Raw genomic sequence first — 15,524 nt, 5'->3', positions numbered from 1 at the left:
TTGACATCGGCAATCAATGCTGCCAACTTTGTCCTGACATTGTCTCGGGAGGAATTGGCTCGTGATGCGGATGACCTCGCCCCCCTCATCGTGCGCGAGACCGGCAAGCGTCACCCCGAGGCGATGGCGGAGGTCGAGATGAGCGCTGCCTACTTCGACTGGTTCGCCTCGGTCGCGGAACGACTCGAGCACGAGTGGACCGATGACCGGGCACAGGTTCATCGCGTGCCTGTCGGCGTGGTCGCCGCCATCACCGCCTGGAACTTTCCGCTCTCGCTGCCGGCGCGCAAGCTCGCTGCCGCTTTCGCCGCAGGCTGCCCTGTCGTGCTGAAGCCTTCTCCGCTGTCACCGCTCAGCGCCATCGCCCTCGCACGCGCCTGCGACCGTCACCTGCCCGCCGGCTGCGTGGGCGTCGTCCTGGGTGGGCGGGACCAGGCCCACGAGCTCGTGGACAGCGACCACGTGCGGGCGGCCTCCTTCACCGGGTCGACGGAGGTCGGAGTCGGCCTGGCGACGCGTCTCGGCGCCACACTCAAGCGCAGTGTGCTCGAGCTCGGCGGACGAGCCCCGTTCGTGATCCTTCCGGGGGCGAACGTCGGCCGGGCGGTCGACCACCTCATGGTGGCGAAGTTCCGCAACAACGGGAGCTCCTGCATCGCTGCGAACAACGTCTTCGTGCACGAGTCCCTGGTCGACGAGGTGTGGGAGTCCGTCGTGGCCAGGGTGTCCTCCATGGTCACGGGCGACCCGTTCGATCCCGAGTCCGATCTCGGCCCGCTGCGCACGGATGAGCTTGCGGACTCCGTCAGAGCACTGGCCGACATTGCCGTGCGTGATGGTGGGGAGTCCGCAGTGGGGACCGCGATGAGCGGGGGTACGCGCAACGTGCCTGCGACCGCGGTGCGGGTGCGATCCGACTCCGCGTCGTGGGCCGCCGAGGTGTTCGGACCGCTCCTCCTCCTGCGCGGCTTCGACAGCCCGGAAGAGGTGTCCCGGGAGGTCAACGGGTGGCGCAGAGGGCTCGGCGGATACGTGGCAGGGAGGTCCCGCCAGGAGGCGTCGAGCTTCGCGTCGCGGTTGCGGGTGGGCATGATCGGGATCGACACAGGATCGCCCAATGCGCCCAGGCTCCCGTTCGGCGGCTTCGACGAGGCGGGCTGGGGACGCGAGGGTTCGGCCCTGGGCGTCGATCCCTTCCTCGAGACCCGGACGCTGTCCTTCGGCTCCGGCGTCGCACCGACGGTGGGGGAGGCGCGGTCATGACCAGCGAGCACGTCCGGCGGCCTCGGTGGGTCTACGACCAGGGCGACGAGCCGGACTACCGCTTCAGCTTCGCGAACGAGCGCACCTTCCTGGCCTGGATCAGGACCGCTCTGGCTTTCATTGCCGGCGGCGTCGGAGCGGACCTGCTCGCGCCGGCCGGTGCGGGAGCCGCCGGCACGGTGCTCGCCTCGGTCCTGGTGCTGCTGGGCGTGCTTCTGTCCGGCATCGCCACCCTGCGGTGGGCGCGGGCCGAACGTGCGATGCGGGAGGGGCGTGCCCTTCCCGGCTTCCTGTGGGTGGGGGTTCTCCCGGTGGGGCTCGTGCTCGCTGGTGTGCTTCTGTGGGCGGCGTTCTGGTGAGATACGCCCGCGTGCCGGCCCAGGACCCGGGCCTGCAGAACGAGCGGACCGCACTGGCCTGGCGGAGGACGGCGTTCTCCGTGGCCGTCGTCGGCCTGGCGATGGTGCGACTCTCGTTCCACGACTGGGGACCCGCCGCCGCGGTGTGGGCACTCGTCACGATGCCCGCCGTCGTGCTGGTCCTCGTCGGGTCCTCCAGGTCCTACTCGGGCCGACACCTCGACGCGCACAGGGTCGGCGCTGATGTCGCGGTGCTGGCAACAGGGTCCACGGTGGTCGTGCTGGGGCTCCTGGGTGCCGTGTTCCTCTGGGCGCGATGAGGGCAAGGGTCGCTGAGGTGGATACGACGTGTGAGCAGTACGGGCTCCTCCAGCGCCGACAGCCGCCCTCGGCAGGCCGGGTGCCGCAAGCCATGCAGCGACCTCGTGCGACCTGCCTCCACCCCTCCATCATCCCGCGCGCGCACGCAAGGGCGCGGTCGGCCGATCCACGAGGTAGGCGGCACCGAGCACGGCCGCGTCCGGTCCGAGTGTGGACGTGCGGACCTCCGGCAGCGGCTCGGCGGCACGGGTGACGAGCCGGTCGCCCAGCGCGCGCTCGACGGCACGGGAGAGCAGCGTGCCGGCCGCGGCCACGCCGCCGCCGAGCACCACGACCTCCGGGTCCAGGAGCAGGACCGCGTGGACGAGCCCCTCCGCGACAGCGTCGGCGAACACGTCGAGTACGGCGATCGCCGGCAGGTCTCCGGCGGCCGCGGCGGCCACCAGGCTGTGGGAGTCCGGCCAGCCGCGCTCGCGGGCCAGGCGGCCCAGAGCGGTGCCGGAGGCGTACTGCTCGTAGCAGCCGCGGCCGCCGCACCCGCAGGGCAGCCCGCCCGGCCGGATCGGCACGTGTCCGATCTCCCCGGCGGCCCGGAAAGCGCCCCGCACCAGGGCGCCCTCGTGGACGACGGCGCCCCCGATACCGGTGCCGAGGCAGACGTAGAGGAACGAGTCGGAGCCTCGTCCCGCCCCTGCTCGGGCCTCTCCCAGGGCGGCGACGTTCGCGTCGTTCTCGAGCCGGACGGGCACGCCCCACGCCTGCTCCAGCTCAGTGCGCAACCCGCGTCGGCCGAGGCCCGCGAGGTTCGGCGCCACGCTCAACTGCTCGCCGGTGGGGTCGAGCGGTCCGGGCACGCCCACGCCCACGCCGTCCACGGCGGCGGGGCCGCCGAGGTCGGCGATCAGCTGCGCGACGTGCGCGAGAAGGGTCTCGTAGGGCGCCGGGTCACCGACCGTCGCCCACGAGGTGCGCGAGCGCACCGGCCCCTCCGGCGCGGCGACGACGCCGGCGAGCACCTTGGTGCCGCCGACGTCGACGCCGACCCTCACACCCACCGGCCCGCGTGGGTCGTACGCGGGCTCACTGGGCGGGCTCCTTCTCGGCGTCCTCGCCGAAGATCATCCGGGCCCACTGGTGGTGCCGCTCGGGCGTCCAGGACGGCTCCTGTGCATGCCAGGAGACCGGCGTCGCGCCGGACGCGGCCGCCAGCCGCTCCATCAGGTCATCGGCGAGGTGGGCACGACCGGTGTCGCGCAGGTGCTGCGCGTAGGTGACCGGGTCGTTGTAATAGGTCGGCCCGGTCTGCAGGGTCGTCTGCATGGGGTCCGGCAGCGCGCCGGGACGCCCGGCGAGCTCGTTCCACCACTCGGTGAGATGGGCACGCATCTCGTTGGCGAGGACGGGCTCCTTGTCCAGCAGGTTCTCCGTCAGGTGCGGGTCGCTCGGCACGTGGTACAGCGACTCCCACTCCACGAAGTTGGCGCCGGGGTGGTACGTCCGCACGTAGAGGTGCTCCCTGGTGCGGACGGCGCGCTGGTAGGTGTGCGCGCCGTGGCCGAGCACCAGGTACTCACGGTCCTCGATCTCGCCACCGGAGATCGCGGCCGCGAAGGACCGCCCCTGCCAGCCGGAGCCGGGCGCGATGTCGAGCATCTCGCACAAGGTGGGCGCCAGGTCGATGTTGTAGAGCATCTCGTCCCGGTGTCGGGCCTCGTCGGGGAGGTCGTCGGTGACGCCCGGCCAGTACATGACCAGCGGCAGGCGGTGCACCGGCTCGTTTGCGTTGCCGTGCTCGGCGTAGGAGCCCATCTCGCCCAGCGACTCGCCGTGGTCGGCGGAGACGATGATCGCGGTCTCTTCCGCGATGCCGAGCTCGTCGAGGGTGGCCAGCAGCTCGCCGAAGAGCGAGTCCCAGTACATGATCGAGCCGTCGAAGCCGTTGATCAGGTGCTCGAAGTCGGCCCGGTCGCCGATCTGCTCGGGCATGTTCGCGGGCACCGGGCTGGGCAGCGGGAAGCCGGCGTAGTGCAGGTCGCGGGCCGTGCGCGGCCCGTAGACCTCCTGGTGCGCTTCGATCGTGGCGGCATCCGGCCACTCCTGGACGGGGCCGGACTCGGCGGCCTTCCGCGTCCAGGACGGGTCTGCCAGGTAGGGGGTGTGGGGCTCCCAGTACGTCAGGTGCAGGTACCAGTCGTCCTCGTCCGCGTGCCGGCGAATCCAGTCCAGCCCGACGCGGTTGATGTCGGCGCCGTCCTCGTCGTTGAGCTCACCCGTGGCGCGGATGGTCTCGCGGAAGTTGCCGAGGAAGTAGTAGGCGCGGTGGCGCTCGGCGAACATCGACACGGCAGCGGTGTAGGTGCCGTGGGCCTGGAGCAGCTGGCCGAACAGAGGCCGGGTCGGGTGCGGCGCGTGACCGGAGTCGAGCCGGTAGCGGGCCGCGTCCCCGAAGTGACCGATGACGCCGTTGGTGATGCCGAACTGGCTGGAGTACAGCGCCGTGCGGGAGGGCAGGCACGGAGAGTCCGAGCCGTAGTAGCGGTCGAAGGTGACGCCCCGGTCGGCCAGGGCCTGGAGGTTCGGCGTGGTGTCGCGGTGGTACCCGTACGGGGTCGTGTGGTCCGCCCTCAGGGTGTCGACGTCGATGTAGATGATGCGCACGTGGGGTCTCCTCGTGGTCTCGGGCGTGCTCAGGCGGTCGGGGCGGCGAGCTCGCCCGGGAAGTGGCAGGCGGCCATCTGGCCGGTCGCGGTCGGCGTCAGCGTCGGCGCCTGCTCGATGCAGACCTGGCGGTCGTCGCGGAAGAGCGGCCCGATGGGGCAGCGGGTCCGGAAGCGGCAACCGGTCGGCGGGTTCTTGGGGGACGGCAGGTCACCGGTGAGCACGATCCGCTCGCGGTCGCGCTGGGCGACGTCCGGCTTCGGGGAGGACGCCATCAGCGAGGCCGTGTAGGGGTGCTGCGGGTCGCTGTAGACCTGCTCGGCGTCACCGATCTCGACGAAGGTGCCCAGGTACATCACCGCCACGCGGTCGCTGATGTGCTTGACCACCGACAGATCGTGGGCGATGAACAGGAAGCCCAGGTCGAGCTCGTCGCGCAGGTCCGAGAGGAGGTTGATGATCTGCGCCTGGATGGAGACGTCGAGCGCGGAGACGGGCTCGTCGCACACCAGCAGCCGGGGCTCGGCAGCCAGGGCACGCGCGATGCCGACGCGCTGGCGCTGGCCGCCGGAGAAGGCGTGGGGGAGCCGGTCCAGGTGGAGCGGGTTGAGCCCGACACGCTCGGAGAGCCGCAGGATCTCGGCCTCCCGCTCCTTCGCCGGCACGCCACGGACCTCGAGGGCCTCCTCGATCGACTGCCGCACCGTGCGGCGCGGGTTGAGCGAGGCGAAGGGGTCCTGGAAGACGTACTGGACGGTCTCACGGATGCGCTTGGACCCGGCCCGGTCCTTCGGGCCGAGCTCCTGGCCGCCGATGCAGACCGAGCCGCCGGAGACGGGGTTGATCCCCATGATCGCGCGAGCCAGCGTGGACTTGCCGCAGCCGGACTCGCCGACAAGGCCGAGCGTCTCACCGGGGCGGACCTCGAGGCTGACGCCGTCCACCGCGTACACCGGGTCGGCCTTGCCGAGCAGCCCGCCGCGTCCGCAGTTGACGTCGACCCGCAGGTCGGTGATCTCCAGCAGTGGCTCGCCGCCGATCTCGCGACGGGCGGCCGTGGCCTCCGCCGGAGGCGCCGGGGTCAGCGGCGCGCCGTCCCCGGTGACGTGGCAGGCGGCACTGTGCTCGGGTCCACGGATCGTCAGCACCGGCACGGACTCGCGGCACCGGTCCTCGGCGAAGCGGCAGCGCGGGTTGAACGAGCACCCGGTGGGCAGGCGGGACGGGTCCGGCGGGGCGCCCGGGATCGCCGGGAGTCGGTGCTCCTCCCCGTCCTCGAGCTTGGGCATCGCGGCCAGGAGATCCGCGGTGTAGGGCAGCTGGGGCGCGCTGAAGATCGCCTCGACCGGCCCGCGCTCCATGACGCGCCCGCCGTACATGACCACGACGCGGTCGCACATCTCGGCGACGACGCCCATGTCGTGGGTGATCATCAGCACCGCGACGCCGAGATCCTCGCGCAGCTGGGCGAGGAGCCGGAGGATCTGCGCCTGGATGGTCACGTCGAGCGCGGTGGTCGGCTCGTCGGCGATGAGCAGCTTGGGTGAGCTGGCCAGCGCGATGGCGATGACCACGCGCTGGCGCATGCCGCCGGAGAACTGGTGCGGGTACTCGTCGAGCCGGCGCGGCGCGTCCGGGATGCCGACCTGCTCGAGCAGCTCCAGCGCGCGAGCACGCGAGGCCTTCTTCTCGCCGCCGTGCACGATGAGTGCCTCGGCGATCTGGTCGCCCACGGTCATCACGGGGTTCAGCGCCGACTGCGGGTCCTGGAAGACCATGGCGATCTCCGAGCCGCGCAGTGCCTGCATCTCCTTGTCGGAGACACCGAGCAGGTCCTGGCCGCGGTAGAGCACTTCGCCGCCGACGACGCGGCCCGGCTTGTGGATCATCCGCAGGATCGAGCGGGCGGTGACCGACTTGCCGGAGCCGGACTCGCCGACGATGCCGACGACCTCGCCGGGGCGGACCGTGAAGGAGACGTCGTTGACCGCCCGGACGATGCCGAACTGGGTCTCGAAGTGGGTCTGGAGACCGCGGACGTCGAGCAGCAGGTCCGTGTCCAGGGAGCCGGCGGGCTCGGTCGAGGGGGTGGTGATGGTCATCGTCGGTTCGCCGCCTTGTTGAGCGCGTCGGAGAGGAGGGTGAAGGCCAGGGCCAGGAGCAGGAGCACCACGCCGGGACCGATGACGTAGGTGGGCAGGGTCTGGACGTAGCGCGCGCCGGTGTTGAGCAGCGCGCCCAGCGAGGGCTGCGGCGGGTTGATGCCCAGGCCCACGATCGAGAGGCTGGCCTCGATGAAGATCGCGGCCACCGTGTAGATCGCCGCGGTCACCAGCAGCGGGTCGACGACGTTCGGCAGGATGTGGCGGACCATCACCGTGCGACGCGGCACACCGAGCGTCCGCGAGGCCACCGCGTACTCACGGTCCTGCTGGGTCAGCAGGCCGGCGCGCGCCAGGCGACCGAACTGCGGCAGGCCCGCGATGACGATGGCCGAGAACAGGGCGAACCATCCGGCGCCGATGACCAGCACGATCATGATGCCGAGCAGCAGTCCGGGGATGCCGAGCACGATGTCGAGGGCACGCTGCACGAACAGGCCGAGGCGACCGTTGAGGTAGCCGGTGAGGCCCAGCAGGGTGCCGATCGCGAGGCTGACGGGCACCGCGGTGATGATGAGCGTGAGGTCGGTGCGCAGGCCGTAGATCGTGCGGACGAGGATGTCGCGGCCGAACTCGTCGGTGCCCAGCCAGTGGGCGGCCGACGGCCCGGCCAGCGCGCCGCTGCTCTGCTCGTCGTACCCGCCCGGGAAGAGGGCGGGCGCGAGCAGAGCCAGCGCCACGAGGGTGCCGAGCAGCACGAGAGCGGTGATGCCGCGCCCGCTCTTGAGCACCATGAGGTAGCGGTGGAGCGTGGGGAACCGGGGGGCCCGGCGGACGTCCTTGGTCGCCCTGCGCGCGGGAGCGCTGGTGGCAGACATGGCTTCTCCAGTCGTGTCGCGCGGCTCAGGCGAGCCGGATGCGGGGGTCGAGGGCGGCCAGGGTGATCTCGGTGAGCAGCTGCGCCATGACGGCGACGAAGACCGTCCCGACGATCACCACCTGGATGACGGCGTAGTCGGAGGCCTGCGCCGAGGTGACGGCCAGCTGGCCGATGCCGTTGCGGGCGAAGATGGCCTCGATGACGACGGCACCGGCGAGCAGGTCGCCGAAGCGGATGCCGATGGCCACGACGGCCGGGCCGAGGCTGTTGCGCAGGACGTGGCGCCGGTAGATGCGCCCGGACGGCACGCCCTTGGCCGTAGCCAGGTCGACGAAGTCCTCCTGCTGGACCGAACGCATCTGGGTCTGCACCAGCCGGGCGATGCCGGCCGCCATGGGCAGGGCCAGGGCGATCGCGGGCAGGATCAGGTACTGGATGCCGATGACCGGGTCGGAGAGCACCGAGACCTCGCCGCTGATGGGGAGGACGGGCAGCGCGACGCCGAAGACCAGGATGAGCAGCAGGCCCGCCAGGAACGGAGGCATCGCGAGCATCGTGGTGTTGGTGCCCTCGGTGAGGAATCGCGACCAGCGTCGGTTCGAGGAGCCGGCCGCGACGCCGAGACCGATGCCGGCGACGACCAGCAGCAGCCCGGCCAGCACGGCAAGCTCGAGGGTCGAGCCGATCCGGTCCCCGATCAGTTCGGAGACCGGCCGCCGGTACTGCAGCGAGGTGCCGAGGTCACCGGTGAACAGTCCCTGCATCCAGTGCAGGTACTGCGTCACGTACGGCTGGTCGAGGCCGAGCTCCGCGCGGATGGCTGCGATCGTCTGCGGCGAGGCGTCCGGACCGGCGAGCAGTGCCGCGGGGTCACCGGGCACCAGGCGCGGCAGGCTGAAGGCGATGACGCTGGTGACCAGGAGGACCAGCACCACCGAGGGCAGCTTGCGGACGAGGTAGCGGATCACTGGGTCACGCAGGCGTCGTAGTAGTTGGTGCCGCCCAGCGAGTAGGCGATGCCCTGGACGCTGGAGTCGACGACGGACGGGAACGGCGCGGTCACGAGCACGTCGAGGAACGCCTGCTCGTTCATGTACTCGGTGAGGGCGGCGGTGGCCTCGGCGCTGTCCTCGCCGGCTGCGATGACCGCGTTCACGAGCTTCTCGTACTCGGGGGTGTCGAACACGCGGTGGGCACCGGCGAGGCGCAGGTCGGCGTTGGTCTGGAGCATGAACGCCGTTCCGCCGTTGGAGCCGCGGAGGATCAGGTAGTTGCCGGCGGCTTGCTCGGCGGCACGCGCCTGGAAGTCGGGACCGGCCAGCGGCGTTGCCTTCACCGTCAGGCCGATCGCCTCGAGGTTGTTGGCGATGATCTGGTACTCGGCGGCCAGTGTCGGGATGTTGAGGTAGGTGATGGTGACGGTCTCGCCCTCCGCACCGGCCTCCTTCACGAGCGCCGAGGCGGCGTCAGGGTCGTACGTGAAGCCGGCCTGGTCGGTGGGGTAGTCCGGGCTGGACGGCGACCAGTACAGGCCGTCGGTGTCGCCGAGGCCTGAGAAGACCTGCTCGTTGATCCGGTCCCGGTCGATCGCCATGGCGATGGCCTGGCGGACCTTGACGTCCGCGCCGGCTCCCTTGGTGGTGTCGATGACGAGGGGGAAGACGGCGTCCGCCCCGGAGGACAGACTGAACGAGTCGTCGCCGTCCACCAGGGTCGTGGCGTCCTGGATGGTGAGACCGGAGGCGATCGCCGTGCTCCCGGAGCGCAGGGCCGAGATCTGGGCGGTGGAATCGGCGATGGTGTCGACCTGGACCGTGGCCAGCGACGGCTCCTCGCCCCAGTAGTCGTCACGACGCTCCAGCGTGATGCCGGCGCCGGCGGTGTAGTCGCTGACCACGTACGGCCCGGTGCCGATCATCTGGCTGCCGTCGAGCAGGCCGTCGTAGGTCTCGGAGTCCACGATCGGGGTGAGGTCGAGGGTGCTCGCCAGGACCGGCGTCAGCGGGTTCTGGCCCGTGATGGTGACCTCGAGGTCGCCGGTCTTCTCGATGTCCCACGTAGCCAGGATGGCCTTCACGTCCGACGGGGACGTCTCCGAGGCAGCCGTCTCGAAGGTCCACACGACGTCGTCGGCAGTCATGTCGCGCCCGGTGCTGAAGGTGACTCCCTCGTTCAGCGTGATGACCGCGGTGAGGTCGTCGTCGGAGAGGGAGATGTCCGAGGCGAGGACCAGGTCCAGCGCCGTGGGGTCCTCAGCCGTCCCGTAGGCCAGCGGCTCGAAGACCCCGCGGGCCCACCACTGGTTCGCGGCACCCTGAGCGAGCACGCGCTCGGGGATCGGCGCCTGGGCGTTGGCGATGGTGAGCGTTCCACCGTCGACGCACTCACCCGAGCCGCCGGACGCCTCCTGCTGGACGGCGGAGGCGCAGGCCGTCAGGGAGCCGCCGGCGAGCACGAGGGCGGCGATGCCGACCAGGGCCCGACTGACGGGCGCGAGACGAGTCTGGGACATGGCTGTTCTCCTTGGATGACGAGGTGCCCTCCGACCGGCCGCAGTGCGGGTCGGTGGCGTCGGACTCTCAGGTCCGTGACGTGGCACACGTTACTTAATGCTCAGTAAGTGAGCAAGCGCACGCGGCGATCTTTATCCGATGGATGTCCCTCAGCGTTACTCCACGAAGGCGACGACCACGAGGACGCCGAGCATCCCGAGGCAGCAGCAGACAGCCAGCACGGTGACGGGGACGCCGGCCCGCGCCGGCCCCACCAACTCGTCGTGACGGTGCAGGGACCGGGTCACAGTGCGGTACCGGAGGGCGGAGGCGCCGGTGGCGAGGGCGGCCAGGGCGAAGGCCAGGGCCGCCGCGAGGGCGACCCGCGGCGACGCGGGGGCGAGGACGCGGCCGGCTCCCGCGGCCGCCACCGCCAGCGAGAGGGCGGTGCGGCGCCAGCTGAGCGCCGTGCGCTCGGCCTGCACGGCGACGTCCCAGAGTCCCGCGTCGCGGGCGTTCCCGCGGTCACGCTCGTCCACCGGCGCTGCGCTCACAGGCTGCTCACGACGAGGGCGACCAGCAGCACGCCGAGGACGACGGCCGTGCCGCCCGCGAGCACGGGCGAGAGGAGCGCGGACGGCAGCGGCCGCTCCTCGCGCAGGGCACGCTCGGTGCGGACCCAGCCCCACCAGCCCTCGAGAGGAGCGAGCGCGCCCAGCAGGACTAGGCCCAGGGCCAGCACGCGCTCGAGCCACGGCTCGATCGGCAGGTCGAGCGCGACGAGCGCGACGCCGGCCGCCCCCAGCGCCAGCGAGGTGCGGATCCAGGCCAAAAACGTCCGCTCGTTGGCGAGGCTGAAGCGGGGGTCCGGCTCACCGCCGGCGGCGTAGACCCCCGCCGGGAAGCGTCGGGTGCCACGGTCGGTCGCCCCGCTCATGCGCCGACCACCGTGGTGCCGAGGTGCGCGCGGAACTGCTCGACCGACGGGTCCTTGACGTCCTCCATCCACCGCAACAGCGCCGCGCGGCACGCCGCGAGGTCGTCGGCGTGCTCCGGGGAGGAGGCGAGGTCGTGCAGCGCGTCCGGGTCGACCTGGGTGTCGTAGAGCTCCTCGGGGGCACGGCGCAGGTAGAAGTCGGTGCGCGCCGCCATCGCGGGGTCACCCTCGGCCGCCTCGACCATGGCCGCCCACGAGCGGCCCCACATGTTCTCCGCCCGGTAGCGCGGCGTCCCGTCCGCCCAGGCGTTCCACACGTAGGTGCGGTCGGGGCGGTGCAGGCCGCGCATCTCCAACCGCATGCCGCCGGAGTTCTCGTGGAAGACGGAGACGACCTCCTCGCGCCAGGTCGAGACCTCCCCGCGCAGCAGCGGGCCGAGGCTGTGCCCGTCCACCCCCTCGGGGACCCGTGCGCCGGCGGCCTCGCACAGCGTGGGCAGCAGGTCCAGGGTGGAGGTCCACGCATCGATCCGCGTCCCGGGCTCGACCTCTCCCGGCCAGCGCAGCACGACGGGCACGTGGATGCCCGGTCGGTAGCAGCTCGCCTTCGCCCACGGCAGGGCGATGCCGTGGTCGCCGTGGAAGACCACAAGGGTGTCCTCGACCAGGCCCTCCTCCTCCAGCACCCGGAGCAGGGCCCCGATGGTGTCGTCGCAGCGACGCACCGAGGAGAGGTACTCCCGGTACTCGCGCTCCACCTCAGGGAGGTCCGGGAGGTATCCCGGCAGCCTCACCTCGTCGTCCGGGGGGCAGGTGCGCGAGGGCTCCGGGAAGGCATCGCGGACCTCCGGCGGGTAGAAGGTCTGCTCCTCGTCACTGCCGTGGAAGGGCCGGTGCGGGTCGTGGGAGTTGGCGAGCAGGAACCACGGGCGGCCCTGCTCACGGGCACCGCGCACGAACGTGCGGGCGCTCGACCCGTACGCGGCGGCGTCGCGACCGTCGGCGAGGTTGGCCCGGTCGCGGGTGAAGTCCCAGGCGAGACGAGCCTGGGGCTGGAGGTGCTCGAGCTTGCCGAGCGCACCGGTCAGGTAGCCCTGCTCGCGCAGGACGTCCGTGAGCAGCTCGACGTGCTCGTCCATGGGTTCGAACCCCATGGCGCCGTTACGGTGCGGCCAGCGGCCGCTGAGCATGGCCGCCCGGCTGGGCTGGCACACCGCGATCGGGACGAACGCGTGGCCGAGAACTGCCCCGGATGCGCCCAGCGCGTCGAGGTGGGGCGTCGTCCAGGACGGCCCGCCCAGGCAGCCGGGCGCCTCGGCCCCCATGTCGTCGGCGGTGATGACGAGGATGTTCAACGGCATGGGCGCTCCTGGACCTGCGGGTCGTGTCTCAGGACACGTTACCTAATGGTCAGTAAGTCGCGCACCAGCCGGAAGCCGAGGTTGCCGCCGGCGCTGTCCGGCGAGTTCCGCGTGCGGGCCGCGACCCGGTACCGGTTGCAGTAGGAGTCGTGGCAGAGGTAGGAGCCGCCGCGCATGACCCGGTCCTCACCTGTCGCCGGCCCTCGCGGGTCCCGTGCGCCCGCAGGGGCGTGCGTGGTGCCCCACCGGTCGGCGCACCACTCCCACACGTTGCCGGCGACCTGGTGCAGCCCGTAGCCGTTCGGCGCGTAGGCGTCGACGGGCGCGGTGCCGCGGTAGCCGTCCTCGACCGTGTTGCTCACCGGGAAGCGGCCCTGCCAGATGTTGGCGCGGTGCTCGCCCCCCGGCGTCAGCTCGTCACCCCACGCGAACCGGGCCTGCTCGAGGCCGCCTCGGGCCGCGTGCTCCCACTCGGCCTCGGTGGGCAGCCGGGCACCGGCCCAGCGGGCGTAGGCGTTCGCGTCCGCCCACGAGACGTGGACGACGGGGTGGTCGGCGCGCCCGTCGAGGTCGCTGCCCGGCCCCTCGGGGTGGTCCCAGGTGGCGCCCGTGACGGCCGCCCACCAGGGTGTGACGTCGGGCCGCGGCGAGGCCTTGCGCAACGGCCCGGGCAAGAACGAGGCGAAGACGTAGGACCAGCCGATCCGCTCGGTCTCGGTGACGTACCCGGTCGCCGCGACGAACGCGGCGAATCGGTCGTTGCTCACCGTGTACCGGTCGACCTCGAACGGACTGAGCACGACCTCGCGGATCGGCCCCTCTCCGTCGGAGGCGAACCCCGCGGCATCCTCGGTGCCCATGAGGAAGGGTCCGCCTCGCAGCGCGACCCAGGAGGCCCCGTCGTCCGCCGTGGTCGCGGCGGGCAGGGCGTCCGCCGCCGGGGCCGCGCCCTCGCCGCCGGGTCGCCCCGGCATGCAGCACGAGCTCATGAGTCCTCCTGACCGAGTGCTTGGTAGGTCGGGGGACAGTGTGCCCCGTCACGCCCACCGGGCCCAGGCTGGGGCCCGGTGGGACCGCCTGCCTGGCGGGGCCGAGGCTCGGTCAGGCGGCGCCCGTCCGGTAGCGGCGGACGTGGGCCATCAGCAGCCCCACGAGGTCGACGTCCCCCGCCGAGAGCCAGAAGAGCTGCAGCCCGTTCATCATCGCCAGGACCTCGATGGCCACGACCTCGGGGTCCAGGTCGGTGTGCACCCGGCCGGCCTCCTGGTCGCGTCGCACGATCGCCGTCAGCGCGGCACGGCTGTGGAGGTGACGCTGGCTGAAGTACTCGTGCGCCGGGTGGTCGGCGTCCAGGCTCTCCGCCGCCGTGAGCGTGAACAGTCGGACCAGGCCGGGCTGCCCCAGGTTGCGCTCGGCGATCACCCGCACCCACGTCTCGAGCGTGACGTCGTCGGGGTCCAACGCCCCGGCCATCCACTCCTCGTCCTCCGCGTCGCGCTGCTGCAGCACGGCGAGGATGAGGGCGTCCTTGGTCTTGAAGTGATGCAGAAGGCCGGGCTGGGAGACGCCGACCTCGGCCGCCACCTCCGCGAGCGAGGTCGCACGGAAGCCGGTCTTGGCGAACACGCGCGCCGCTATCTCAATGATCTCCTCGCGGCGGGTGCGGCGCGGCGCGATCGTCACGTGGCCTCCTCGGGTGTCGAGCAAGTGTAGGCGCTGTCGTAGCGGGAGACGCACGCGGTCGCGCCCGGTCTCTGCGCCAGTACGACCACATGACCGGGGCGAGCTCGTCCGGCGGCGATCAACGCCGTAATCGGAATCCCTCGATCCGTTCGACAGTAGCCCAGGGGCGGTGGCGCCCCTCGCGTGGGTTGGCGGCCACACTGCTCGCGGCGCCTCCTTGTTCTGCGAGAGACACCTCCCGTGGAAACTGCAAGGCTGAACCCGAGGACGTGCCGGGCCAAGGTGGCGTAGGTGAGGACAATAGTGTTCGGCCCTCCACGCCTTGCGCCGGAAGCGCCTGGATGTCACAGTGTGATCCACATCAATCGAATCGGTTCGATCAGGGGGTATGCATGGTCACGATCAGTGACGTGGCCAAGCGCGCCGGTGTCTCGCGTTCCACGGTCTCCTACGTATTTTCCGGTCGTCGAGCCATCTCGCCGGAAGTGCGGGCTCGTGTCGCGGACGCTGCCCGCGAGCTCGGCTACACCGCGAACGCGGGTGCCCGTGCGCTGAGGACCTCGCAGACGCGGGTGATCGGCCTTCTCGCCCAGTTCCTCGATGACGAGTTCGCTCCGGCGATGCTCCAGTACATCCAGGGAGTCACGGACACGGCCCGAAAGCTCGGCTACGACGTGCTCCTCGTGACTGACCCGGACGGTCCTGCGGCGCTGCGTCGCGTCACAGACTCGCGGATGGTCGATGGGGTGGTGCTGTTGAACGTCGCAGAGGATGATCCCCGAATACCTCTGCTCCGCAATGCGGAACAGCCAGGAGCCCTCGTCGGTCTTCCGCGCGACGGTGCGGGTGTCGACGTGTTCGACCTTGATTTCCCTGAGGCCGGGCGACTCATGGTCGAGCAGATGGTGGAGGCAGGCCACGAGGAGATGCTGCTCATCTCGCAACCTCACGACGTGGTCGAACGCGGCGGTGCCTACGTGTGGCGACTGCGTGACGGATGCATGCAGCGCGCCGAGCAGCTCGGGGTTCGCGTACATCACAGCTTCGCTCCCTCCCGCGCTCCCGAGATAGGGGAGTGCCTCCATGATCTTCTCGACGAGCACCCCGGGGTCACGGCCCTCCTGCTCAACAACGAGGCGGCGGCGACAGCGTTGCCCGGCGTCCTTCACCAGCGCGGGCTCAGCGCTCCCGACGACCTTTCAGTGATCGGCCGCTACTCCGAGGAATTCGCTCGTGTCTTCTCTCTTCCGTTCAGTTCGGTCGAGAGCGCACCCGACTTCCTGGGACGTCTCGCTGTCCAGCACCTCGTCCATCGCATAGAGGGGCAGCGCCCCCACGACTCCGCCTACATCGCCCGACTGGTCGCGCCGGTGTTCCGCGACCGCGGCAGTGTCGGCCCCGCCAAGAGAATCTGACCCGCTCAGCGTCCTGCAACCCGGGCAGACGTCCGTCGTTGCACCCGGCCGCT

15 protein-coding genes are annotated in these 15,524 nt (G+C 71.3%); 4 read left to right on the top strand and 11 right to left on the bottom strand.

Going from position 1 to position 15,524, the window contains the following annotated elements:
* Genes M8316_RS16190 through M8316_RS16180 form a run of 3 tightly spaced genes read left to right on the top strand, consistent with a single transcriptional unit; the run spans nt 1 to nt 1,942 of the window.
* The gene (locus tag M8316_RS16190) at nt 1-1,263 is read left to right on the top strand and encodes an aldehyde dehydrogenase family protein (protein ID WP_250056259.1); all 1,263 of its coding nucleotides are present in this window, start codon (nt 1-3) and stop codon (nt 1,261-1,263) included.
* Complete coding sequence (locus tag M8316_RS20805) at nt 1,260-1,622, top strand: YidH family protein (RefSeq protein WP_272495367.1); 363 nt, start codon at nt 1,260-1,262, stop codon at nt 1,620-1,622. The genes M8316_RS16190 and M8316_RS20805 overlap by 4 nt, the downstream gene beginning before the upstream one ends.
* 11 nt (nt 1,623-1,633) lie before the next feature.
* Nucleotides 1,634-1,942, top strand: a complete 309-nt coding sequence (locus tag M8316_RS16180) for a DUF202 domain-containing protein (protein WP_250056257.1) — start codon at nt 1,634-1,636, stop codon at nt 1,940-1,942.
* A 129-nt stretch (nt 1,943-2,071) separates the two neighbouring features.
* Here M8316_RS16180 and M8316_RS16175 read toward each other — a convergent pair whose 3' ends face one another.
* The 11 genes from M8316_RS16175 to M8316_RS16125 form a co-directional block, all read right to left on the bottom strand.
* Nucleotides 2,072-2,998, bottom strand: coding sequence for an ROK family protein (locus tag M8316_RS16175; RefSeq protein ID WP_250056255.1), 927 nt, complete (start codon nt 2,996-2,998; stop codon nt 2,072-2,074).
* 25 nt (nt 2,999-3,023) lie between these two features.
* Nucleotides 3,024-4,601 (bottom strand): sulfatase family protein, encoded by a 1,578-nt coding sequence (locus M8316_RS16170; RefSeq protein WP_250056254.1) that lies wholly within the window; start codon nt 4,599-4,601, stop codon nt 3,024-3,026.
* A gap of 29 nt (nt 4,602-4,630) precedes the next feature.
* A complete protein-coding gene (locus M8316_RS16165) occupies nt 4,631-6,703 on the bottom strand; it encodes an ABC transporter ATP-binding protein (protein WP_250056252.1) in 2,073 nt (690 codons plus the stop codon).
* Nucleotides 6,700-7,581 carry an ABC transporter permease gene (locus M8316_RS16160; RefSeq protein ID WP_250056250.1) on the bottom strand — a complete coding sequence of 294 codons (882 nt, stop codon included), beginning with the start codon at nt 7,579-7,581 and terminating at the stop codon, nt 6,700-6,702. Before M8316_RS16160 ends, M8316_RS16165 begins: the two co-directional genes overlap by 4 nt.
* A gap of 25 nt (nt 7,582-7,606) precedes the next feature.
* Entirely contained in the window at nt 7,607-8,551 is a 945-nt protein-coding gene (locus M8316_RS16155; RefSeq protein WP_250056248.1) for an ABC transporter permease, read from the bottom strand.
* Nucleotides 8,548-10,095, bottom strand: a complete 1,548-nt coding sequence (locus tag M8316_RS16150) for an ABC transporter substrate-binding protein (RefSeq protein WP_250056246.1) — start codon at nt 10,093-10,095, stop codon at nt 8,548-8,550. The genes M8316_RS16155 and M8316_RS16150 overlap by 4 nt, the downstream gene beginning before the upstream one ends.
* 156 nt (nt 10,096-10,251) lie before the next feature.
* Entirely contained in the window at nt 10,252-10,629 is a 378-nt protein-coding gene (locus M8316_RS16145) for a DUF202 domain-containing protein (RefSeq protein ID WP_250056244.1), read from the bottom strand.
* Nucleotides 10,626-11,012 carry a YidH family protein gene (locus tag M8316_RS16140; RefSeq protein WP_250056242.1) on the bottom strand — a complete coding sequence of 129 codons (387 nt, stop codon included), beginning with the start codon at nt 11,010-11,012 and terminating at the stop codon, nt 10,626-10,628. Before M8316_RS16140 ends, M8316_RS16145 begins: the two co-directional genes overlap by 4 nt.
* Nucleotides 11,009-12,373: a sulfatase family protein gene (locus tag M8316_RS16135; RefSeq protein WP_250056240.1), complete on the bottom strand. Its 1,365-nt coding sequence runs from the start codon at nt 12,371-12,373 to the stop codon at nt 11,009-11,011. Before M8316_RS16135 ends, M8316_RS16140 begins: the two co-directional genes overlap by 4 nt.
* A 38-nt stretch (nt 12,374-12,411) precedes the next feature.
* Nucleotides 12,412-13,362, bottom strand: coding sequence for a formylglycine-generating enzyme family protein (locus M8316_RS16130; RefSeq protein WP_250056238.1), 951 nt, complete (start codon nt 13,360-13,362; stop codon nt 12,412-12,414).
* A gap of 112 nt (nt 13,363-13,474) precedes the next feature.
* Nucleotides 13,475-14,056, bottom strand: a complete 582-nt coding sequence (locus M8316_RS16125; protein ID WP_250056236.1) for a TetR/AcrR family transcriptional regulator — start codon at nt 14,054-14,056, stop codon at nt 13,475-13,477.
* A gap of 89 nt (nt 14,057-14,145) precedes the next feature.
* Between M8316_RS16125 and M8316_RS16120 the strand changes: the two genes are divergently transcribed.
* Nucleotides 14,146-15,471, top strand: coding sequence for a LacI family DNA-binding transcriptional regulator (locus tag M8316_RS16120; RefSeq protein ID WP_372490608.1), 1,326 nt, complete (start codon nt 14,146-14,148; stop codon nt 15,469-15,471).
* Nucleotides 15,472-15,524: the final 53 nt, after the last annotated feature.

The organism is Nocardioides bruguierae (assembly GCF_023554635.1).
In the GTDB taxonomy this organism is placed as follows: domain Bacteria; phylum Actinomycetota; class Actinomycetes; order Propionibacteriales; family Nocardioidaceae; genus Nocardioides; species Nocardioides bruguierae.
This window is presented reverse-complemented; position numbering and strand designations above follow the sequence as displayed.

Excerpts from the sequence above, each read along its gene's own strand:
- M8316_RS16135 (WP_250056240.1), bottom strand. The coding sequence starts at position 12,373 with ATGCCGTTGAACATCCTCGTCATCACCGCCGACGACATGGGGGCCGAG.
- M8316_RS16160 (WP_250056250.1), bottom strand. The coding sequence starts at position 7,581 with ATGTCTGCCACCAGCGCTCCCGCGCGCAGGGCGACCAAGGACGTCCGC.
- M8316_RS16165 (WP_250056252.1), bottom strand. The coding sequence starts at position 6,703 with ATGACCATCACCACCCCCTCGACCGAGCCCGCCGGCTCCCTGGACACG.
- M8316_RS20805 (WP_272495367.1), top strand. The coding sequence starts at position 1,260 with ATGACCAGCGAGCACGTCCGGCGGCCTCGGTGGGTCTACGACCAGGGC.
- M8316_RS16130 (WP_250056238.1), bottom strand. The coding sequence starts at position 13,362 with ATGAGCTCGTGCTGCATGCCGGGGCGACCCGGCGGCGAGGGCGCGGCC.
- M8316_RS16140 (WP_250056242.1), bottom strand. The coding sequence starts at position 11,012 with ATGAGCGGGGCGACCGACCGTGGCACCCGACGCTTCCCGGCGGGGGTC.
- M8316_RS16120 (WP_372490608.1), top strand. The coding sequence starts at position 14,146 with ATGACCGGGGCGAGCTCGTCCGGCGGCGATCAACGCCGTAATCGGAAT.
- M8316_RS16150 (WP_250056246.1), bottom strand. The coding sequence starts at position 10,095 with ATGTCCCAGACTCGTCTCGCGCCCGTCAGTCGGGCCCTGGTCGGCATC.